Source organism: Oceanisphaera sediminis (assembly GCF_039539745.1).
Lineage (GTDB): Bacteria > Pseudomonadota > Gammaproteobacteria > Enterobacterales > Aeromonadaceae > Oceanimonas > Oceanimonas sediminis.
On sequence record NZ_BAABDS010000032.1, the window covers coordinates 13,937 to 35,778 of the forward strand.

Sequence of the window (21,842 nt, forward strand, 5' to 3'; positions counted from 1 at the left end):
AGTTTGCAAACAGCGTGGCGTCTGAAGCATTGGCACCGTCTGATCCGGCAGCTGAAGCGCCGGCTACAAAAATTACAGGGCTTTATATCTTTTATGCTGCTTACCACCTCACGCGGTATCTGGCGCCAGCGCCAGGTGCTGAATACGTTTCTATCTCCTCATTATCTTGGCAAGCAGGCAACCCCCGAGTTAGCGGCTGTGGTCGGCTGGGGCATAAAACCCAACACCGAACGCGCTCGTGCGTTGGCAGCCAAGCGTGCCCTTCCCTTCTGGCAGCTGGAAGACGGCTTTATTGGTTATATCGGTCATCCGGCCAGTGGTTCTACCCGCCTGTCGCTGATTGTGGATCAAGTGGGTGTGTATTACGACGCCACTCGCCCTAGTCAGCTAGAACAAATGCTGGATAACATCAGCTGGTGGAATAACGACTGGCAACAGCGTGCTGAGTTGCTGCAAGCCACGCTGGTTAATGAAGGCATTACCAAATACAACCACTATGCGGATAACAGGTTGCCGACAGCCATTGCTGAACGGCTGGACTCTTCGCGACCTAAGGTGTTGGTGATTGATCAAACCAAAGGCGATCAATCTGTGCGGTTAGGGTTAGGCGACGAGCAGAGCTTTGCCGATATGCTGGCTGCCGCTAAGGCAGATAACCCAACGGCACAAATTATTGTGCGCACCCACCCGGATGTGCTGCTGGGCAAGAAGCAGGGTTATTTAACGAAAGCGGCCGAGAATGATACAGAGAGTAATGTATTGCTGCTGGCCGAGTCGGTTAACCCGTTTGCGCTGATGGCGGCGGTAGACAAGGTATATACGGTTACCTCGCAACTGGGCTTTGAAGCCTTGCTGGCCGGCAAGCCGGTGGTCTGCTTTGGTGCCCCCTTTTATGCGGGCTGGGGGGTAACGGACGACAGAGTGAGTATTCCGCGCCGTGGTCAGCCACGCACCGTGCCGCAGTTGCTGGCCGCTGCTTATCTGCGTTATTGCCGCTACGTGGACCCGGTTACCGGTGAGCGCTGCCAGCTGGAAGATATACTGGATTTGGTTCTGGCGCAGCGCAGCCCGGTACCGATGGTGGATACCCTGTATGCGGTGGGATTTTCGCTGTGGCGGCGACGCTTTACGCCCCGGTTTTTAAGCCGCTATGCCAGAGAAGTGAAGTTCGTCGATGTCCTGCCTGCTTCTGTCGGGTCGGGTTCACACGAGCGGTCCATTGAAATGGACCCTACACGTTCCGTAGGGTCGAATTCATTCGACCAACTGCAGAATATGGATTCCCGCCTTCGCGGGAATGACAGGGGTATGGATTCCCGCCTTCGCGGGAATGACCAGAACCTGGTTTCTTCTCCCCCTGTAGGGTCGAATTCATTCGACCAACCGCAGAGTATGGATTCCCGCCTGCGCGGGAATGACGGGAAGGAGCGCGGGAATCCCCCCCCCCCTCCGTCGCCCCTGCGAAGGCAGGGATCCAGTGCCGTGCTGATCTGGGGCCGCAAATTTGAAGCGGAGCTGGCCGCCAGTACCTTGCCGGTGTGGCGCATGGAAGACGGCTTTTTACGTTCGATAGGGCTGGGGTCGGATCTGCGCCGGCCGGGCTCACTGGTGGTCGATAATCTGGGCATGTATTACGACCCCCGCACCTCCAGCGCCATTGAGCAGTATCTTGTCGGGCATGAGTTTTCTGCTCTTGAGCTGCAATTGGGTGAGCAGCTGGTTAGTCATTTTAAAGAGCAGGCGCTCACCAAATATAATGTAGGCAATAATACCCAACTAAACTGGCGCCAGCATGCCGGCGATCGCCCTATTCTATTGGTGCCGGGCCAGGTGGATGACGATGCTTCTATTCAGCTGGGCAGCCCCTTTGTAAAAGGCAATGCCGCTTTGTTGCAGGCGGTACGCCGTGAGCATCCCGAGGCTTTTATTGTGTTCAAGCCCCATCCGGATGTGGTGAGTGGCAACCGTATAGGTCAGGTGCCCAATGCCGTGCTTGAGCAATGTGTAGATGCGATTGAAACTCAAGCCGGTATTGTAGCTTGCCTGGATGCCTGTGATGCGGTACATACACTAACGTCACTAACGGGGCTGGAAGCCCTGATCCGTGGCAAGCCGGTTACCGTGTGGGGCCAGCCGTTTTATGCGGGTTGGGGGCTGACCCAAGACAAGCATCCCGTCACACGCCGAGGTCGTGCCCTGCCCTTGGCCGCTCTGGTGTATGCCACCTATGCCTGGTACCCGACTTATGTGGATTATCCCAGCGGCCTGTATAGCACACCATTGCGCATGGCCTGGCGGCTGGCGCAAGAACGGACACAGTTCAAAGAGCCGGACAACAGCGTATTGCGCTGGGTCCATCGGCGCCTGCGCAAAGCCCGGTTTTTGTGGGAAGCGTTAAAGGGGTAAGCTCTGGCAAGCTGTACAAGGCGCCGCTTTCGCTGGCGCGAATTTGCAAACAACGCCATATCTGCAGCATCGGTGTCGTCTGCTCCGGCAGCTAAAGCGCCGGCTACAAAACATGGCTCCGGTGTTTGGATTGGGCTGTAGGCGCCGCTTTAGTCGGCGCAAACTCACAAACAACGCCATATCTGCAGCATCGGTGTCGTCTGCTCCGGCAGCTAAAGCGCCAGCTACAAAACATGGCTCCGGTGTCTGGATTGGGCTGTAGGCGCCGCTTTAGCCGGCGCAAACTCACAAACAACGCCATATCTGCAGCATCGGTGTCGTCTGCTCCGGCAGCTAAAGCGCCGGCTACAAAAACACGGTGCCGGTGTTTGGATTGGGCTGTAGGCGCCGCTTTAGCCGGCGCAAACTCACAAACAACGCCATATCTGCAGCATCGGTGTCGTCTGCCCGGCAGCTACAGGGTGGGCTTACCGTTTTCTGCCAGCAACTTTTTCATCAATGCCGGATTTCGTGGCAACAAGCCGGCCTTGAGGCCAAACGGTTTGAATATGGCATTGAGTACCGCCAGCGAGGGGCTGCCGGTGTCCCGTTCTATGTCCGACAAGGTGCGCCGGCTCACGCCCACCAAGGTTGCGTATTCGGTTTGCGACATGTTCAGCAGATCTTTTCTGAGGGTTCGCAGCAGCTGGCCTTCGGTGATCTCGCCGGTAAACAGCCGCGTCAGCAAGGCTATTAGCAGGGCTTCTCGTTCACTGGAGCTCGGCTTGTTCATGGCAGCTTCCAACTGTTCAATTTTTCGTCCAGATAATCAAGCCCCATTACCGGCATGCGGATAATACTGTCGGGTACGCCTCTTCTCTGAAGTCGCTGCTTGAGTCCACTCAGTTGCCGGGCCAACGTTCCCAGCTCGGCCAGCAACTGTGCCGGATCCACCACATCCGCCAGACGCTCGGCAATAGCCTGCCAGTTGTAACTCCCTCCTTCTTCCAGCGGACTGCCCCAAGTAGTGGTGCGCGGCACCGTTTCCGGATCCGCTTTCATGGGCGCAAAATCATAGATGGGCGATAGCCAGATACCGTCCGGCTTTTTCAGTAAGGCGGTATTGCGACCATGATTGTCCGAGTTGCCAAACACCACATTCAGCAGATCCCGCTTGGCCCACTCAATAACAAACCCTTGCCGATTAAACGCCTCTCCCTGTTCCGTTACCCGGTATTGTTGTTCCAGCAAGCGAATCAGCTGCCGTAATGTTTCTTCGTGGTTCAGGTAGCTACCCGGCGCCTTATTCAGCACCGAATAAACAGACTCCAGCCCGTAACGGGTTAGCTGGCCTTTTACCATTGCCACATCAAAGCGGGGCAACCAAAGCGAGGGAAAACGATCGCCCTCTATCAGCCGCATGCCTTGAGTGCTGATGGTGCTGATGCCCAGGCTATGCAGTTCCTGATAGTAGTGATATTCGGCCCGCAGAATATCGCAGTCGATGGCAGTGCGATTATTACGAGGAAACTTGACCAGATAATGGGTATCCGGGGTGTGCAGATCATCCTGAAAGGTGTCTATCCAGACTTGGTTGCGGTCTGAGCAGCGGAGCAACAATTTGGGGGCCTCGCCACCGGCACCGGTGGCGCCACCGCTGGCTACCCCCATTTGCTGAGCATATTCCAGAAAGTCGGTGTTGCGCTCTACCACTTCTGCCATGGGAAAACGTCGTTGTTTAAGGCCGCTGCCGACAGGTAATTCGGGCAGTGATTCTTTAATGCGCAAGTTGCCAACCGGCGCTATGGTGCCCCTGCACAGCAACTCTGTGTCTTGTTTATCGGGTGACGTGTTACCAAGCCCCAGCTGATTAACCCAATAGCGGCGGGCCGCACCGGCGGGCATGATGTCGTCAAGAAAGCCAAACCAGGTGGGCGAGTCGTGGGGTATCATCAGCTCAATAGGCAAAACCAGACTGCAGGCATGCTCATCATCCCTTTGTAGCCATTGCAGGGCATAGTCAAACTCGTACCCCAACCGCACCGATCCACCTCTGCCCAGTTGTGGCTGTTTAAGGGTCAGCTCGGCCGCATCATGCCAGGCTCCCTGATGGAAGATCTGAACAGTCAGATCGATAGGATTCATCACACTACCATGAGAAAATTATTGCTCAACAATAACATGAATAGCTTAAATTGAGCAAAAATACACTCAAAATGTAGTTTGGTTTTTATTTTTGAGCAATTTATTGCGTATTTTCATTTTGAAGAATAGCTGTAGGTTTGTATAAACATGCAGATGGCTCGTAAGCCAGCTTTAGCTACGCTAATTTGCAAGCGGTGCTGTGTCTGCAGCATCGATGTCGTCTGCTCCGGTAGCTAAAGCGCCGGCTACAAAAACACGGTGTCGTGCTACAACCAAACCGCATCCCATAACGGGTAATCGCCCACCCGCCGTACCAGCCCTGCTCTTATCGGATTGGCCACGATATACCTGGCCACCTGTTGCAGGTTTTCATCTTGCCTGATGGCATGATCGTGAAAGCCTTTCTGCCATAGTCCACCGGTACGGCCGAGATAGTGATTGGCGGTTTTCGCCGATCGCCCTTTGAACACGTGCAAAGTGCGCGCCAGCGTGGTTGTTTCGTTAAGTTGTATCAGCCAATGCAGATGATCAGGCATCAACACCCATGCCAGAGACTGTACGTCCAGATACGCCTGCACATGTTGCAACTCCCGTACAACCAAACGACCAATCTGCCAGTCGGAAAAGAATGGTTGCCGGTAACGGGTACAAACGGTGAGGTGGTAGATATGCCCGGGCAAAGAACATCGGCCGGCCAAGGCATCATTGTAAGACATGGTGGTGACTCAGACGTGAGTGGTGACTGTCAGTTTAGCCGTTTCTGTAGCGGCTCAATGATGCTGCAAACTCGGCATCATCTGCTCCGGCAGCTAAAGCGCCGGCTACAAAAGCACCCCGATGTCTGGGTTGGGCTACAAGGCGCCGCTTTAACCGGCGCGAATCTGCAAGCGGTGTTATGCCTGATGATTCGGCACCGTCTGCTCCGGCAGCTAAAGCGCCGGCTACAAAAGCACCCCGATGTCTGGGTTGGGCTGTAGGCGCCGCTTTAGCCGGCGCGAATCTGCAAGCGGTGTTGTGCCTGATGATTCGGCACCGTCTGCTCCGGCAGCTTCCGACCCATCCGGATTATGAAAGAAAGGTGTTAAAGTTGCCATGGACAGGAAGCTATGGTTTAACGTCTTATTCTCAGATTGCCAACCCACAGGAGTACACATGGAGCAACTGGCGAACATTATAGAACTGGCGCGCCAACGCTCAGATATTGCTGCTCTTTGGCTGTATGGCTCCCGGGCAAGAGGGGATTATCATGCCGGTAGCGACTACGATCTGGCGGTGGTCTTTACCTACTGGGAGCCAGATGCATTGTCTCGCCGGCTAAGGCCGGAAGAAGTAGCAATAGACTGGCAGCATCAGCTTGCCATGCAGGAAGGCACCATCAGTGTGGTGGACCTGGCCATTGCTCCCGTTCCCCTTGGCTGGAGTGTGCTGAGCCAGGGCAAGCTGTTACTGGATCTATCCCCTTCTCACCGAATGCAGGCAGAGCAGCGTATTTATTCCATGTGGGAGCTGGATTACGTTCATGCCCACAAAGTCGGAGAACAACATGGTTAACACCGGGCCAAATGCCTACCTGAATGCACAAAAAGAACACGTCGATCAGTGTGAACTGGATTTGACCGAGCTGCAGCAACGATTGCAACAAGCCCCCTGGAGCCGTTTTGAACAAAGAGCGGCAGAGAGAACCCTGCAAGTGCTCATAGAATCATGCATTGGTCTGGCCAAGCACTGGGCCAAAAAAGAAACCGGCATGGCCAGTAATGAGGCGCTTACCGCCTTCAACCGGCTGGTTGAAAAAGGGGTTATTGACAAAAGCACCCCCTGGCGCAAAGTAATCGGGCTCAGAAATGCGCTGGTGCATGACTACCTCGAAGTGGATCCCGCCATTGTGCACGATGTGATCGCATCGGATTATCATCAGGCGCTTATCGAGTTTGCCCGCTCGGGGATCAAGGCGCTGGGTTAACCATGCCGCTTACCAACAAGATCCTGATGTTCATCAGGTCGACGGCTTAAACAAAACCAGAACCAAGATCAACAAGGGTCGAATTCATTCGACCCTTGTTGATCTTGGTTTTTATGTGCCCGACTCTTGCTCCACTGCCCTGGATTTGAGTCCCAGGGCAAACAGCACCATGCCAGAGAGCAGTATGCCCACCGTGATCACCAGCAGCTTGCCGTAGCTGTGCTCCACGCCGAACAGCGGGCCTATCAGATCGAGCCGGCCGCCTTTTTCGAGGAAATACAGCCCGGCACCGGCCAGGGCCACGGCAAAGTTGGTCACGAAGCTCCAACGCGCCACCTCCCGCCCGGCGAAGATACTGAACAATATCACCGGGGTCAGCGCCAATGATGCGGTGCCGCTGACCGCGACCGCATCAAACAAGTCTTTGCTGCCGACAAACACCAGTATCAGGCCACCCAGGGCAAACAGCGCCATGGCCAGCCGGCCGCTGCCGGCAGAAGGTCGTCCCAGCCCCATGTCCACCACCAGCAGCTTGGATGCGCTGGACAGGGTCGAGTCCAGGGTGGAGGCGGCAGAAATGACCAGCGCCAACCCCAGCACCAGCATGGCCGGAGTGCCGAGCAATCGCTGCAGGGTGAGCAGCACGTCTTTGTCTTCTCCGCCCTGCAGGCCGGCAAACACCCCGAGCAGGCCGAAGGCCATGATCAGCAGCGCCGATAACCAAAAGGCATGCAGAAAGCTGCGTCTGGTAGTGTCCCGGTCGGCGATAAAGCCTCTGTCCATCATTACAGGATCGTGCAACGGGTAACTCAACACCTGCAACAGCGCCACCACCAGCAATATCCAGCCCGGGCTATTCCATTCGGGGCTGCTGGCCAGCACGCTTGACCAGTCGAACAGCGGATGCAGCAGCGCCATAGCGAACAGCAGCACGATGAGCACGATCAGCAGCCCCATCTGCAGCACATCGGTACGCAGCGAGGCGCGCAGACCGCCGGTCATGGAATACAGCAGCGTCAGCGCCGACACCGCCAGAATGGCCCCGGTGTAGGCGCCGGAGCCCGCCACCCCGAATACCATGCCCACCACCAGCAGATTGGCAAATACCTCGGTCAGCAGCCGTGTTGATATCAGCAGATTAAAGCAACTGCTGCCCACCCGGCCGAAACGGGCCACCAGAAACGTCTGAATATTATGCACACCGTATTGATAACGCAGCCGGTCCACAATCAGCCAGCCGGTAAGAAAAGAGCCGTAATAGGCGGTATAGGCCAGGGCGCCGGCGATACCATAGAAGTACCCTAAAATGGCGGCATTGAGCAGCGAGCGGGCGAATATCCAGGTGGTGACCTGGGAAAAGGTCAGGGTCAGCAGGCCGGGCTGGGCGCCCTGCTCGTCTCGCCCGGAGAAAAATCCTTCTGCGGTACGCACCCGCGGCGCGAGCAACAGGCTCAGCAGGCCCACGCCCGCAAGCATTACGATGAGTATGGACATGGGAAAGTCGGCCATGCAGATCTCCTTATCAACTGGTCAGTCGTCTGAACGATTTTGATGGGTAAAGCCTTTCACGTCTCTTTAGCCCGACACCGCCTCCAGCTCGGCCAGCCAGTCATCCACCGACATCGCCAGCTGACCGGTGATTTCCAGCGCTCGATGCTCGAAGATGTCCTGATCGGGATGCCGTGCCTGCCAATGTTCGATCACCGCATCCCGGTGTACCAGCAGCGCCTCGATATGGGGCCGGAACAACACCAGCATGTTGCTCAACCAGATATTCACCGGCCAGGACGGACTGGCATGATCGATAACGAAGCGGTCCAGCATGGCGATCACCGCCTCGGCCGGATACCAGCTTTCATCGGTCACCCAGCGATTGCAGGCGAACAGGCCTGAAGGGTAACCCCAGGCATCCATGGAAATGGCGACCAGATGCGCGATGGCCTTGTCCCCCCGGGGCCAGGGCGCACTGGCCCGGGGATACTCCAGCATACTCAGCTCAGCAGGTATGCCTGCCCCGCGCAAAAAGGTATGGAAGTGGCCATGCTCCGGCTCGCCACCACGATGGGCATGATAGTAATACTGGCTGTGGCTCTCTGTATCGAACACATCGTCCAGGGGATAATGGGTCATCTCGAAAAAGGTCCCCTGCCCCTTGAGCACTTCTCCGACGATATTGACTCCGCCCTTGGTCATCACCCGGTAGCATTCCCGAATACGAGCACCGGCCTCGCGCATCCGGCTGATGTCTGCTGGCCTGAGCCGGGCCGCCACCGGCGGCACCAGTTCGGGCAAGGGTTGGAGTGTGAGTGCAGTCATAATCGCCCTTACTGTGACTTGACGGCGCAGGGATTCTTCGCCGCACAAGGATTAGCCGCACACGGGTTCTTCACCGCACAGGGATTGGCCGCACACGGGTTCTTCACCGCACAGGGATTGGCCGCACACGGACTCTTCACCGCACAGGGATTGGCCGCGCACGGGTTCTTCACCGCGCACGGATTGGCCGCGCACGGGTTCTTCGCCGCACAGGGGTTATTCACAGCACAAGGGTTCTTGGCGGCACAGGGATTAAAACCGGTCTGCTCCGTTTGTACGTAAGCCACCAGAGCCGCCAGCTCTTTCGAATCCCAGGCCAGAGGCTGAGACGCCATGGGCGCCACCATGCAAATCTGGATCATCTCATCCAGATGCACCTGGCTCAGGCCAAACTGGTTCTGCGCCATCGCCACCGGATGCGGGTACGCCATGGCAAAACTGCCCTGATACATCTGCTGACCCTGATGGCAGCTGCCGCAAGAAAGACCGTTGCTGCTGAGGCTGGTGTCATTGAACAGCGCCTGGCCCAGGCTCACCAGCTCGGCGTTGTCGCCCTGATAGGGCTGATAGTCGGCCGGGCGCTGCACGGCCTTGGCGGCACAGGGATTGACCGCCGCCGGTTTGGCAGCGCACGGGTTCTTGGTCGCACAGGGGTTGGCCGAGCACGGATTAGCCGCACAAGGGCTCTTCACCGCGCAGGGATTCTTGGCGGCGCAGGGATTAGGTGCACAAGGGCTCTTCACCGCGCAGGGGTTCTTGGCGGCGCACGGATTAGCCGCACAGGGGCTCTTCACCGCGCAGGGATTCTTGGCGGCGCAGGGATTAGGTGCACAAGGACTCTTCACCGCGCAGGGGTTCTTGGCGGCGCAGGGATTAGGTGCACAGGGGCTCTTCACCGCGCAGGGGTTGGCGGCGCAGGGTTTCTTGCTGAAGGCAATCAGCTGGCTGCCACTGGCTCCCGTCTCAATGGCCTGCACCGGGCCCGACAACGCCAGAGCCAGCAAAGAGGCCGACACCAGGGCGGCCACGGGGGTAATACGAAAGTGAGTCTCGGACTGAATATGACATAGACGCATGATCATGCTCCTCAAGATAAAATCATCCATGAAAGGCTCGGGATAAATCAGCCTTACCGGTAAATACAGTCGCGAGACAGGTACCGGTTATTACACCAATCGACCCGCCTTTTTATCGCGATAACAAGACGGGCAGCTTCACGTTATACCCATACCACCAAAGAATCGACTGTTTATCCTCATGTGAATCCCAAATACGACGCCCGAATATCAATCCGAATGGGCTCCCCGTGTTCATGGCTTGCCATGCTGCCGGGCGATCAGCATATAGAGTGAGGGCACCACGAACAGGGTGAACAGGGTACCGATGGCCATGCCGCCCACCAGCACCAGGCCGATGGAGTTACGCGCCGCCGCCCCCGGCCCCTCCACCAGGGTCAGCGGAAAGTGCCCCGCCACGGTAGCGACCGAGGTCATCAGCACCGGGCGAAAGCGGGTCATGGCCGCCTCTTCGATCGCCGCCAGCTTGTCTTTGCCCTGCTGCTGCTGCTTGTTGGCAAACTCGACGATCAGGATGCCGTTCTTGGCGATCAGCCCCACCAGGGTCACCAGCCCGACCTGGGCGTAAATATTCAGGGTGGTGGTCCAGCCGTCGGTCCAGTAAGGCAAGTCCGGATTGGGCATTTTCAGCACGGTGAAGATCAGCGCGCCGAACATGGCCAGCGGCACCGAGCCCAGTAAAATCACCAGCGGGTCGCGAAAGGAATTGAACTGCACCGCCAGCACCAGAAAGATCATCAGTATCGCCAGCCCCAGCGCCGGCAAAAACTTGCCCCCTTCGGTACGCAACTGGCGCGACTCGCCGGTGTAGTTGACGGTATAGTTCGCCGGCAACAGCTCTTGCGCCGCGTCTTCCAGCACCCTCAGTCCTTCGTCCAGCCGGGGCGTGATGCCCGACAGCTTGACCGCATTGAGTTGCTGAAACCGGTTGAGGGAGCGCGGCACCGTGCTGTCGCGCAGGGTGGCGATGGCGCCGAGCGGGATCAATTGCCCACCCGGCCCGCCGATATAGATGTCGGTCAGCTGATCCGGGTTGAGCCGCTCGCCCCGCTCCAGCTGGGGGATCACCTTGTAGGCCCGACCCGCTATGTTGAAGCGATTGACATAGTTGCCTCCCAGCGCCGCCCCCAGATCCGCCCCCACCTGCCGCTGGGTCAGCCCGAGGGCGGCCAGCTTCTGGTAGTCGAGCACGATTTCCGACTGGGGCTGATCGATCTTGAGATCGATCACCGGCGGAAAATAGAAGATTCCGCTTTCCATCGCCTTCAGCTGCAGCTGCTCGGCATACGCCAGCATCTGCTCCGGCTCGTCGGTGGAGGAAATAATGAATTCCACCGGGAAATTACTGCCCCCGGGCAGTGCCGCCGGCTGACTGGCGAACACCTGCAGGCCGGGAATGGCGGACAGACCGGCCTGCATCTCGGGCACGATTTCCCGAATCGAGCGGCTGCGCTGATCCCAGGGCTTGACCACCATGCCGCTGAAACCGCCGATGCCCAGGGCCGCCGAGAACGGATCCGAGGGCGACAGCAAAATCTGGAAGGTCAGCTCCCGCTCGGGTGCGCCCAGAAACACCTGCTCCGCCGCCCGCCCGAAATGAATTTTCTGATCTGCCGAGGCGTTGGCCGCGTTGTTGATGATGCCGAACATGAACCCCTGATCCTCGAGCGGCGCCAGCTCCTTGGGCGAAAACAGATACATGGGCCCCACCAGCAGGGTCAGCACGGCCCAGAAGACATAGACCGCCGGCCGTATCGTGAGCACCCGCGCCAGCCCCCGGCCGTAGGCCAGACGAAAGCGGTCGAATCTGTGGTTGATCCAGCCGGTAAAGCCGCGCTCTTCCCGCTCGGCGCTGCGCAACAGACTGGCACTCATCATGGGAGACAGGGTCAGCGCCACCACGCCGGAAATGGTCACGGCCCCGGCCAGGGTGAGGGCAAACTCGCGAAACAGCGAGCTGGTCAGGCCGCCCTGCAGGCCGATGGGAGTATAAACGGCGGCCAGGGTGATGGTCATGGCAATGACGGGGCCAATCAGCTCTCGGGCGCCGATCAGCGCCGCCTCCACCGGCGTGCGCCCCTCGCGCAGGTGCCGCTCGACGTTTTCCACCACGACGATGGCATCGTCCACCACCAGCCCCACCGACAACACGATGGCCAGCAGGGTCAACAGGTTGAGGGTGAAGCCGAAGGCCTGCATCAGGAAGATGGCGCCGACCAGCGACACCGGAATGGCCACCACCGGCACCAGCACAGAGCGCCAGGAGCCGAGAAACAGAAAGATCACCACGATAACGATAAGCAGGGTATCCATCAGGGTGCCGACCACCTCGTGAATGGCGTTGTCGATATATTCGGAGGCGTCATAGCCTATCTGGGCGCTCAGCCCGGCGGGCAAGTCCCGGCCCAGAGCGTCCAGGTCCGCGCGCACCCCCTGAATCACCTCTATGGTATTGGTGTTGGGCAGCGGAAAAATCCCCATGAACACCGCCGTCTGGCCGTTGAAGCTGACCTCGGTGTCATAGTCCTCGGCGCCCAGCTCCACCTCGGCCACGTCCTGCAATCGCACCAGGGTATCGCCCTGTTGGCGCACCACCAGCTGGCGGAACTGCCCGGCGGTATGCAGGTCGGTATTGGCGGTCAGATACACCTGCACCTGGGCCCCCTTGGTGCTGCCCACCGCCGACAGAAAGTTGTTGGCGGCCAGGGCCGCATTCACCTGGGACGGGCTGATATTGAGCGCCGCCATGCGATCCGGCTTGAGCCAGACCCGCATGGCAAAGGTACGGGCGCCGAAAATCTCGGCCCGCTGCACTCCCGGCAGTGCCGCCAGCCGGGGCTGCACCACCCGCACCAGATAATCGGTAATCTCGCTCTGAGACAACCGTTCGGACGAAAAGCTGAGATAGGCGGCGGCAAATTCCGAGTCTGCCGACTGCACGCTGATCGCCGGCACCTCCGCCTCCGCCGGCAGTTCGTTGCGCACCTGATTGACCTTGGCGGTAATGTCGGCCAGCGCCCGGGTCGGCTCGTAGTTGAGCTTGAGCCGGGCGGTCACCAGCGACAGGCCGAGCAGGCTCTTGGACTCCACGTAATCGATGCCGTCGGCGGAGGCGATGGCGCCCTCGATGGCGGTGGTAACGAAGCCGCGCACCACCTCGGCACTGGCGCCGATATAGGGGGTGGCCACGATCACCGAGGCGTTCTCGCTTTGGGGATACTGGCGCACGCTAAGGGACCACCAGGCCTGCAGACCGGCGATCACAATCACGATGCTGACCACCAGCGCCAGCACGGGGCGACGGACGAAGATATCGGTGAAGGCGACCATGATCAGCTGTTACCCGGCTGGGGATCGAGTTTGAAGTCCGGCGCCAGGCTATTGTCGACCACCACCACCATGCCCGGGCGCAACTTGAATACGCCGGTCGACACCACCCGCTCGTCCACCGCCAGCCCCTCGGTGACCGCCACGAAGTCGCCACGCCGAACGCCGAGGCGGACCGGCCGCGACTGCACCACCAGTGACGAGGCGCCATCCGCCGCCTGCTCTCCCTCTTCCAGCACGAAAACCGCATCACCATAGGGGCCGTGCACCACCGCCGTCTGGGGGATCAGCAAGACGGTGTTCGAACGCGCCAGCTGCATGTTCACCGCCACAAACATGCCGGGCCGCAAGCGGCCGTCCGGGTTGGCCAGGGTCGCCTGGGCACGCACGCTGCGGGTGACGGCGTCTATCTCCGGGTTAAAACCGGAGACCTTGCCCGCAAACGCCTGTTCGGGGTAACTGTCGGAGGTGATCGTGACCGCCAGCCCCTGCTGCAGATCGGCCAGCCGTTGCTGAGGCAGGGAAAAGTCCACATAGACGGGGTCGAGCGATTGCAACGACACCACGGCGCTGCCCTTGTCGAGAAACTGACCCTGACTTATCTGACGAATGCCGACTTGCCCGGCGAAGGGGGCACGCAGGGTTTTTCTGTTGATCAGGGCGCGAAAAAAGTCGACCCGGGCCTGGCTCTGCTTCAGGTTGGCAGACACCTGATCCAGCTCGCTCTGGGAAATACTCTGGCTCCTGCGCAGTTGCTGCGCCCGCCGGAAGGAAAGCCGCGCCAGGGCGGCGGCAGACTCGGCCTCGCGCAACTGGGCCTGTTCCAGCTCGGCGTCGAGCCGCAACAAGACATCACCGGCCTCGACCCGGGCCCCCGCCTCGAAACCGATGCTGTTCACTATGCCTTCGGCCTCGATACGCAGCAGGGCACCCTGCACCGCCACCACGGAGCCGACCGCCGCCACCTTCGGCTGCCAGCGTGCTTCGCGCACCTTCATCACGTTCACCGGCTCCGGTGGCAGCTGTTGCTGCTCGCCCGCCGTGGTCATGGCGTCGAACTGGTTCAACTTGATCATCACCAGCAGGGCAACCATGGGCAGCACGACAAGCAGGCCCACACCGGCCCAAAGCAATCTTCCTGGCATCTGTCCCCCGGATCTGCGGCTTGATGGCTTGTCTCAGATTGAAGTCTAGTCGCCCCGGAAGCGGGTGCTCGGCGTAATCAGCCGGGCTACTGGTTTGCCTGGTACAAGTGAGAGGGCGCGGGAATGACGACAGCACCACACCTGTAATGTCGTACTGCTTGAAGGTCATTGATTCATTCCGGACATAGGGCCATTCGGTCCTCAGGAAGAAGTATCGCTGTAATAATGGGCCGCCCCCTTGCGACTTTGTGCATAACCTTCATCATGATCATCGGCGCAGACCCCGCCTCCTCGCCCTAAAAGGACATTTTTATGCGCAAACCCCTGCTGCTTACCCTGCTGTTACTGCTGGTCGCCCTGTTTTTCATCTTCGATCTGGGCGAATGGTTCACGCTTGAAAGCCTGAAACAACAACAGGCTGATATTGCCGAGTTACGGGCCGCGTCCCCCTGGTTGATGGCTTCCGGCTTTTTCGTGCTCTATGTGCTGATGGCGGCGCTGTCTTTGCCCGGCGCCGCCATCATGACCCTGGCTGCCGGGGCCTTCTTCGGCATCTGGCAGGGGCTGGTGTTGGTGTCCTTTGCCTCGAGCATCGGTGCCACCCTGGCTTTTCTGGTGTCCCGTTTTCTGCTGCGGGATCAGGTACAGCAGCGCTTCGGTGACCGACTCAAGGCCATCAACAGGGGCATCGGCCGGGACGGCGCCTTCTATCTGTTTACCCTGCGGCTGGTGCCGGTGTTTCCGTTCTTCGTCATCAATCTGCTGATGGGGCTGACCGCCCTGCCCGCCCGCACCTTCTACTGGGTGAGCCAGCTCGGTATGCTGCCCGGCACCCTGGTTTATGTGAACGCCGGTACCCAGCTGGCCGCCATCAACAGCCTGAGCGGCATACTGTCGCCGACCCTGCTGGCCTCCTTCGCCCTGCTCGGCGTCCTTCCGCTGCTGGCCCGGGCCGTGCTGCGCCTGATACAGCGCCGCCGGGTCTATGGCGACTTCGAAAAACCTCGCCATTTCGACCGCAACCTCATCGTGATCGGCGCCGGGGCCGCCGGTCTGGTCAGCGCCTACATAGCGGCGGCGGTCAAGGCGAACGTCACCCTGATTGAAGCCGACAAGATGGGCGGCGACTGCCTCAACACCGGCTGCGTGCCGAGCAAGGCCTTGATCCGCAGCGCCAAGCTGGCCCATCAGATGCGCCACGCCCAGCAGTACGGCCTGACCGGCAGCCAACCGGCGTTCAGCTTCAAACAGGTGATGCAGCGGGTGCAGGCCATTATTCAGAAGGTCGAGCCTCACGACAGCGTCGAGCGCTATACCAGGCTGGGGGTGGAAGTACTGCAGGGGCACGGCAAGCTGCTCGATCCCTGGACGGTGGAAGTGACGCTGGCCAACGGCACCACGGCCGATGGCAAAACCCGGAGGCTGACCGCCCGTAGCATCATCATCGCCGCCGGTGCCCGTGCAGCCGTGCCGCCGATACCCGGGCTGGATGAGGTGGATTACCTGACCAGCGACACCCTGTGGGACACCCTGGCCGCGCGGGATACACCACCCAAACGGTTGCTGGTCATGGGCGGCGGCCCCATCGGCTGCGAGCTGGCGCAGACCTTCGCCCGGCTGGGCTCCGAGGTCACCCTGCTGCAACGCAACAAGCACCTGATGCCGAAAGAAGATCCGGAAGTCAGCGAATGGGTCAAAAACGCCCTCAGCAAAGACGGGGTGCGGGTGCTGACCGAGCATAGCCCGCTGCGGGTAGAGCGAGGCGCCGCTGGCATTCGGGTCATCGCCACGCATCAGGATCGGGAGCTCATACTGGAGTGCGACGATCTGCTGCTGGCGCTCGGCCGCCAGGCGCGCCTGCAGGGCTACGGGCTGGAAGCCCTGGGTATCCCCACTGAGCGCACCGTCACCACCAACGAGTATCTGGAAACCCTGTATCCCAATATTTACGCCGCCGGCGACGTGGCCGGCCCCTATCAGTTTACCCACACCGCTGCCCACATGGCCTGGTATGCCAGCGTGAACGCCCTGTTTGGCCACTTCAAGCGCTTCCGGATCGATTATTCGGTGGTGCCCTGGTGTACCTTCGTCGATCCCGAGGTCGCCCGGGTGGGCCTGAGCGAACAGGAAGCCAAAACGCAGGACATCGCCTATGAGGTGACGCGGTTCGAGTTGGACGAACTGGACAGAGCCATTACCGATGGCTCGGATCAGGGCTTTATCAAGGTGCTGACCGAGCCCGGCAACGACCGGATACTGGGGGTGACCATCGTCGGCGAGCATGCGGGTGACCTGCTGGCCGAATACGTGCTGGCCATGAAGCACAAGCTGGGTCTGAACAAGATACTGGGCACCATTCATGTCTACCCCACCCTGGCGGAAGCCAACAAGTATGTGGCCGGAGAATGGAAGCGCGCCCATGCGCCCGAACGAGTACTGACCTGGCTGGGCCGTTATCACCGGTGGCGGCTGGGTAAGGGGTAATACCAATTTGAATAAACATCTGATCATTTTAACCCCGGGATCAGAGGCAACACAGTCGCCTCCCACGACACGCCACTGGTAAATGACACTCACCGTTGCAGCCTACTGCGAACATTCACTGGATGTTCGGTCAGGCTGCAACCGTTCGTCACGGCGAGACAAGCTCGCCCCCTGAGGGCTCGGGAAATGCCGTCTGACCGCCAGGGAGGGCGGGAATGCCGGAACGGCAGGAGCATTTTCCGGCCATGGCATTTCACGGTCGTGGGAGTCGATCTCTGTTGCCTCTTCTCGAGCATCGAGTTGTCTGTAGACGGCGCTAACAGGCAACGCCGGAGCATCAAGGAGAGCAAAGGGATCTGCTCAGCCGACCATCCGCGCCACGGATGGCGCGGCTGAGCCTACACGGATGTATTTACGGCGAGTCGGCGGAGCGGGCCCTTTGTTCGACTTTTATACAAAAATGAAATAGATCATTTGTTTAGCGGGATTGGTATAACCACAAAAACGGGCCGGAATGCTTTCGCATTCCGGCCCGTGTGCTGCAGCCTGGCTGTTAGCCTTTAAGGTCTGCAATAACCGGGGGCTTTCATGCCCCGTTTTTTCATCAGCATGCAATGACGACTATCTACCCCATCACCCATCGACAAGGTTTGGGTAATAATGCCCGTGTTAGCCGATACTGTCGCTGCCTGAGCAGGCACCATCGCTATGGTAAATACTGCCGTCAGCATAAGAGCAATCATGGCTTTCATAATGCTTCCCTCTCGCCTAAGTGAATGGCCTTGTGATCATCCCCGTTGCCAGCAAGACCTGAATCAATCAACAGGGCTTATGCCCTTCCGTCACGGCAACGCTGTCTAACGGTTACTCATAAAGACGCAACAAGGCCCAACTTTCTTACAAAAAAAGAACAATTTTCGTTCATTTTATAAGCGAAAAAGCAGCGTTCAGCCCAGCGCTTCACTCAAAAAATCCAGCAACATCCGCACCTTGGGCGACAAATGACGGTTATGCGGATACAGCGCCCAGATGCCGTCGTCCGGCTCCTGATAATGCTCCAGCAGGGAGATCAACCGGCCCGAGTCCAATGCCGGCTGCACATAGTAGTCCGGCAGTTGCACGATGCCGATCCCCTTCAGCGCCGCATCCAGCAGCGCCCAGCCACTGTCGCAGCGAATATTGCCCTTTACCCGCACATTGCGCGCCTTGCCCTGCTCCTGAAAACGCCAGTAGTCCAGGTTGCCCTGCAAACAGTTATGCAGATCCAGCTCCGACAGCGAATGGGGCACACCATAGGTCGACAGATAGTGAGGCGAGGCGCACACATACTGGGTACGGGAAGCCAGCCGCCTGGCCATCATGCTGGAGTCTTCCAGCTTGCCCAGCCGTATTGCCAGATCGTACCCTTCAGCCACCAAATCCAGCTTCTGGTTGGTCAGTTTCATCTGCACCTCCAGTTCCGGATAGCGCAACACGAAGTCGTTCACCAAAGGCGCTATGGTCTTCTCGCCATAGGTCACCGGCGCCGTCAGCCGCAACTTGCCTTTGGGGGCCAGCTGCAGGTTGGTGATGGTGCGTTCGGCCTCTTCCAGCCCGTCCAGCACCTGGCGGCAGTGCTGATAATAAATCTGTCCGGCTTCGGTTACCGACACCTTGCGGGTGGTGCGATAAAACAGCTTGGTCGACAGCCGGGTTTCCAGGGCGCTGATCTGTCGACTGACCTGAGCGGTAGAAATGCCCAGCCTTTTGGCCGCGCCGGTAAAGCTTTCCATCTCGGCCACCGCCACAAACTCACTCACCCCTTCCCAGATAAACATGCCTACACCCTTACGCCTGCCGCCGAAAACATCGATAACGCCGATTATATTGTTACTTTATGGTAAAAGTAATCCTGAATTCTCGAACATTATCGATACTCATGGACAAAAAGACCAGGCAAAACCGGCACCGACAAGTATCGATCATTGGTTTCACCCGCAAAGCCCTTTATCCTGACCACAGCGCTGTCGGCGAGGGTGGTATTGCCCTGTCAGCAACCCGACTCCATGAGTTTACAAACGGTGACATTGTAAATGACATTTACCCTTTTTCTGCTGGCCACCATCATGAACGCGGCGATGACGCTGTTGCCGATGTCGCGTTACGAAATCTGGTGGATTCGTGGGCTCGACTTTCCCCGCGTGCAACTGATAACCCTTATCCTCTTCACCCTGCTGCTCGCATGCTGGCTGCCGGAGTGGTCCCATTCAGGCAACCTAGCGCTCTTCGGCATCAATGTCGCCTGCCTGCTTTATCACTGCTGGTGGATAATGCCCTATACCCGATTGCACCCGGTGGAGGTAAAGTCCGTCCCTGCAGGCAAGGCCCTGCATCCCTTTACCGTCCTCACCGCCAATGTGCTGGCCAGCAATCGCCATGCCGACTGCCTGATTGCTCTCGTCAAACAACACAAGCCCGATATTCTGGTGACACTGGAGTCCGACAGCTGGTGGCAACAGCAACTGGAGGCGCTGGAAACGGACTATCCCTACACCATTAAATGCCCGCTGGATAACCTGTATGGCATGCATGTCTATTCGCGTCTGCCGCTGGAAAACAGCACCATCGAATATCTGGTCGAGCCGGATGTCCCCTCCATGCACACCCGGATCCTGCTGCCTTGCGGCGCCAGGGTGCGGGCGCATTTTGTTCACCCCGCACCGCCCAGCCCGACCGAGAATGAAGAGTCCGCCGAGCGTGATGCCGAACTGCTGGCCGTGGCCCGGAGTGTGGCCGCCGCCACCTTGCCGGTGGTGGTCACCGGAGATCTGAACGATGTCGCCTGGTCCACCACCACCCGCCTGTTCAGAAAGATAAGCGGCCTGCTCGACCCCCGTATAGGACGAGGCATGTTCAATACCTTCCATGCCGAACACTGGTTTATCCGCTGGCCGCTGGATCATCTATTCCACAGCCATCATTTTCGGGTGATCCGGCTGCAACGTTTGAAGCTGCAAGGCTCGGATCACTTCGCCCTGCTCACCAGCCTGGACTTTCGGGCCGGTCACAATAACGGCAACCGCATGCTGCACGCCGATGCCGAAGACAAAGAGCTGGCCAACGACAAGATGGAGCATAAAAACGTCAAGAAAAGCGACGTGCCCATACCGGTGAAATAACGGCCTGCGACTATTACTCACTGGTAAAGGTTATTTAACAGCTTCGGCCATTATCACCAGACGGAATGTGAATATAATATCGCCATTGCCATCATGGCACCCGTTTTCTGGGAGATACAGATGAGTATTGAAAACCTGAGCTGTAACAAGAGCTTCGATGGCTGGCACAAACAGTACAGCCATTATTCTGAAACACTGAATTGCACCATGCGGTTTGCCATTTATCTGCCGCCGCAGGTTTCCAGCGGTGACAAGGTGCCGGCCCTGTACTGGCTGTCCGGCCTGACCTGCACCGATGAAAATTTCATGCAAAAAGCCGGTGCCCAGCGCATCGCCGCCGAACTCGGCATGGCCATTATTGCGCCGGACACCAGCCCCCGCGGCGATGAAGTGGCGGATGACGACGGCTACGATCTCGGCAAGGGTGCGGGCTTCTATGTCAACGCTACCCAGGCGCCCTGGAACCGGCATTACCGCATGTACGATTATGTGCTGAACGAGCTGCCGGCGCTTGTCGAGTCCATGTTCCCGGTCAGCGAGCAGCGCTCCATCGCCGGTCATTCCATGGGTGGCCACGGCGCCCTGGTGCTGGCTATGCGCAATCCCGAGCGTTATCGCTCGGTGTCGGCCTTCAGCCCTATCGGCAACCCGGTTAATTGCCCCTGGGGCAAGAAAGCCTTCAAGGCTTACCTGGGCAAAGACACCGCCGCCTGGGCCGATTACGATGCCAGCCTGCTGATGCGCCAAGCCAGCCGGTTTGTGCCGGCGCTGGTGGATCAGGGCGAGGCGGATGACTTTCTCACCGAGCAGCTCAAGCCGGAGGCACTGGAAGCCGCCGCCCAGCACAGCGGTTACCCGCTCGAACTGAACCGGCGGGAAGGCTTTGATCACAGCTATTACTTTATCGCCAGCTTCATCGAACAGCACCTGCGTTTTCATGCCGAGCACCTGACCCGGTAATGCCCCGACCCCGAAGGCCACCTGCCTTCGGGGCTATTAGCCCCTCCGACTACACTTGAATGATTTCCTGTAGGTATGCCACGCTGCAAACACAGCGGCGCAAAGCCGCGCCTATCGGGAACAAGAATGAGCACAGGCTGGCTATTGCTACGGGGGCTGATGCGCGAGCAGCGTCACTGGGAAGGATTTCCCGCGCGGCTGCAACACGGCTTTCCCGCTGACCGGGTGATACCGGTGGACTTGCCCGGCTTTGGCCGTGAAGTTCATCGGCCGAGCCCGCGCCGTATTCCGGACATCACCGACTGGTTAAGAGAACGATGGCAGGCGGAGCGGGCCCGGGGCCCGCTGAAGCTGCTCGCCTTGTCGCTGGGCGGTATGGTGGCGCTAGACTGGGCCTGCCGTTACCCGACCGAGCTGAGCGCCGTGGTGCTGATCAACAGCAGCCTGGCGGGCGTCAGCCCCTTTTATCACCGATTGAGACCGAGAGTATACTGGCCGCTGCTGAAATGGTGTCTGTGGCAGCGGGATCCCCTGCTGCAGGAAGCCGCCATACTGCAACTGACCAGCCGTTTTTTTGCCCATGACGCTGATATTCTGACCCGATGGGCTGCCTATGCCCGGCAATATCCGCCATCACGCCGCAATACCTTGCGCCAGTTGCTCGCCGCCCTCCGCTATTGTCCGCCATCCACCCGCCCTCAAGTGCCTATTCTGGTGCTGAACAGTCTGGGTGACGATCTGGTCAGCCCCCGCTGCAGCCAGGCCATTGCCGAGCACTGGCAACTGCCCCTGCGCCGCCATCCCGATGCGGGGCACGACCTGCCCCTGGATGCCCCGGACTGGGTCTGTAAACAGATACGGGCGTGGCTGCCGGGTTGAAGCC

General features: G+C 59.0%; 17 protein-coding genes. 7 read left to right on the forward strand and 10 right to left on the reverse strand.

The annotated features are described in order from the left end of the window. Window positions 1-93: 93 nt before the first annotated feature. Complete coding sequence (locus tag ABD827_RS10405) at window positions 94-2,406, forward strand: capsular polysaccharide biosynthesis protein (RefSeq protein ID WP_344964724.1); 2,313 nt, start codon at window positions 94-96, stop codon at window positions 2,404-2,406. A 454-nt stretch (window positions 2,407-2,860) separates the two neighbouring features. On the opposite strand, the gene ABD827_RS10410 is transcribed toward ABD827_RS10405, so the two are convergent. From ABD827_RS10410 to ABD827_RS10420, 3 genes are all read right to left on the reverse strand, one after another. Continuing rightward, complete coding sequence (locus ABD827_RS10410; RefSeq protein ID WP_344964725.1) at window positions 2,861-3,178, reverse strand: helix-turn-helix domain-containing protein; 318 nt, start codon at window positions 3,176-3,178, stop codon at window positions 2,861-2,863. Beyond that, window positions 3,175-4,530 (reverse strand): type II toxin-antitoxin system HipA family toxin, encoded by a 1,356-nt coding sequence (locus ABD827_RS10415; protein ID WP_344964726.1) that lies wholly within the window; start codon window positions 4,528-4,530, stop codon window positions 3,175-3,177. Before ABD827_RS10415 ends, ABD827_RS10410 begins: the two co-directional genes overlap by 4 nt. A gap of 266 nt (window positions 4,531-4,796) precedes the next feature. After that, on the reverse strand, window positions 4,797-5,246 hold the full coding sequence (locus tag ABD827_RS10420) for an REP-associated tyrosine transposase (RefSeq protein ID WP_344964727.1): 450 nt from the start codon (window positions 5,244-5,246) through the stop codon (window positions 4,797-4,799). Window positions 5,247-5,682: 436 nt separating this feature from the next. On the opposite strand from ABD827_RS10420, the gene mntA reads away from it, so the two are divergent. Both mntA and hepT read left to right on the forward strand, forming a co-directional pair. Beyond that, complete coding sequence (gene mntA / locus ABD827_RS10425) at window positions 5,683-6,081, forward strand: type VII toxin-antitoxin system MntA family adenylyltransferase antitoxin (RefSeq protein ID WP_344964728.1); 399 nt, start codon at window positions 5,683-5,685, stop codon at window positions 6,079-6,081. Then, a complete protein-coding gene (gene hepT / locus ABD827_RS10430; RefSeq protein ID WP_344964729.1) occupies window positions 6,074-6,493 on the forward strand; it encodes a type VII toxin-antitoxin system HepT family RNase toxin in 420 nt (139 codons plus the stop codon). The genes mntA and hepT overlap by 8 nt, the downstream gene beginning before the upstream one ends. Before the next feature lie 111 nt (window positions 6,494-6,604). Here hepT and ABD827_RS10435 read toward each other — a convergent pair whose 3' ends face one another. The 5 genes from ABD827_RS10435 to ABD827_RS10455 all read right to left on the reverse strand — a co-directional run bounded on the left by ABD827_RS10435 (window position 6,605) and on the right by ABD827_RS10455 (window position 14,357). Next, entirely contained in the window at window positions 6,605-8,002 is a 1,398-nt protein-coding gene (locus ABD827_RS10435; RefSeq protein WP_344964731.1) for a sodium:solute symporter family transporter, read from the reverse strand. Between the two features lie 66 nt (window positions 8,003-8,068). After that, a complete protein-coding gene (locus ABD827_RS10440) occupies window positions 8,069-8,809 on the reverse strand; it encodes a DUF6969 family protein (protein WP_344964732.1) in 741 nt (246 codons plus the stop codon). Window positions 8,810-8,817: 8 nt separating this feature from the next. After that, a complete protein-coding gene (locus ABD827_RS10445) occupies window positions 8,818-9,885 on the reverse strand; it encodes a c-type cytochrome (RefSeq protein ID WP_344964733.1) in 1,068 nt (355 codons plus the stop codon). 234 nt (window positions 9,886-10,119) lie between these two features. Continuing rightward, window positions 10,120-13,215, reverse strand: a complete 3,096-nt coding sequence (locus tag ABD827_RS10450; protein WP_344964734.1) for an efflux RND transporter permease subunit — start codon at window positions 13,213-13,215, stop codon at window positions 10,120-10,122. 2 nt (window positions 13,216-13,217) lie between these two features. Beyond that, window positions 13,218-14,357 (reverse strand): efflux RND transporter periplasmic adaptor subunit, encoded by a 1,140-nt coding sequence (locus ABD827_RS10455; protein ID WP_344964736.1) that lies wholly within the window; start codon window positions 14,355-14,357, stop codon window positions 13,218-13,220. 312 nt (window positions 14,358-14,669) lie between these two features. Here ABD827_RS10455 and ABD827_RS10460 point away from each other — a divergent pair, with 312 nt between their 5' ends. Then, window positions 14,670-16,841: an FAD-dependent oxidoreductase gene (locus ABD827_RS10460; RefSeq protein WP_344964737.1), complete on the forward strand. Its 2,172-nt coding sequence runs from the start codon at window positions 14,670-14,672 to the stop codon at window positions 16,839-16,841. Window positions 16,842-17,401: 560 nt separating this feature from the next. Here ABD827_RS10460 and ABD827_RS10465 read toward each other — a convergent pair. Then, on the reverse strand, window positions 17,402-17,593 hold the full coding sequence (locus tag ABD827_RS10465; RefSeq protein ID WP_298718729.1) for a hypothetical protein: 192 nt from the start codon (window positions 17,591-17,593) through the stop codon (window positions 17,402-17,404). Window positions 17,594-17,788: 195 nt separating this feature from the next. Further along, window positions 17,789-18,658 (reverse strand): LysR family transcriptional regulator, encoded by an 870-nt coding sequence (locus ABD827_RS10470; RefSeq protein WP_344964738.1) that lies wholly within the window; start codon window positions 18,656-18,658, stop codon window positions 17,789-17,791. A 255-nt stretch (window positions 18,659-18,913) separates the two neighbouring features. On the opposite strand from ABD827_RS10470, the gene ABD827_RS10475 reads away from it, so the two are divergent. From ABD827_RS10475 to ABD827_RS10485, 3 genes are all read left to right on the forward strand, one after another. Beyond that, complete coding sequence (locus ABD827_RS10475; RefSeq protein ID WP_344964739.1) at window positions 18,914-19,999, forward strand: endonuclease/exonuclease/phosphatase family protein; 1,086 nt, start codon at window positions 18,914-18,916, stop codon at window positions 19,997-19,999. A 120-nt stretch (window positions 20,000-20,119) separates the two neighbouring features. Then, window positions 20,120-20,959: an S-formylglutathione hydrolase gene (fghA, locus tag ABD827_RS10480; RefSeq protein WP_344964740.1), complete on the forward strand. Its 840-nt coding sequence runs from the start codon at window positions 20,120-20,122 to the stop codon at window positions 20,957-20,959. 126 nt (window positions 20,960-21,085) lie between these two features. Next, window positions 21,086-21,838 carry an alpha/beta fold hydrolase gene (locus ABD827_RS10485; RefSeq protein ID WP_344964741.1) on the forward strand — a complete coding sequence of 251 codons (753 nt, stop codon included), beginning with the start codon at window positions 21,086-21,088 and terminating at the stop codon, window positions 21,836-21,838. The last annotated feature ends 4 nt before the right edge of the window (window positions 21,839-21,842 follow it).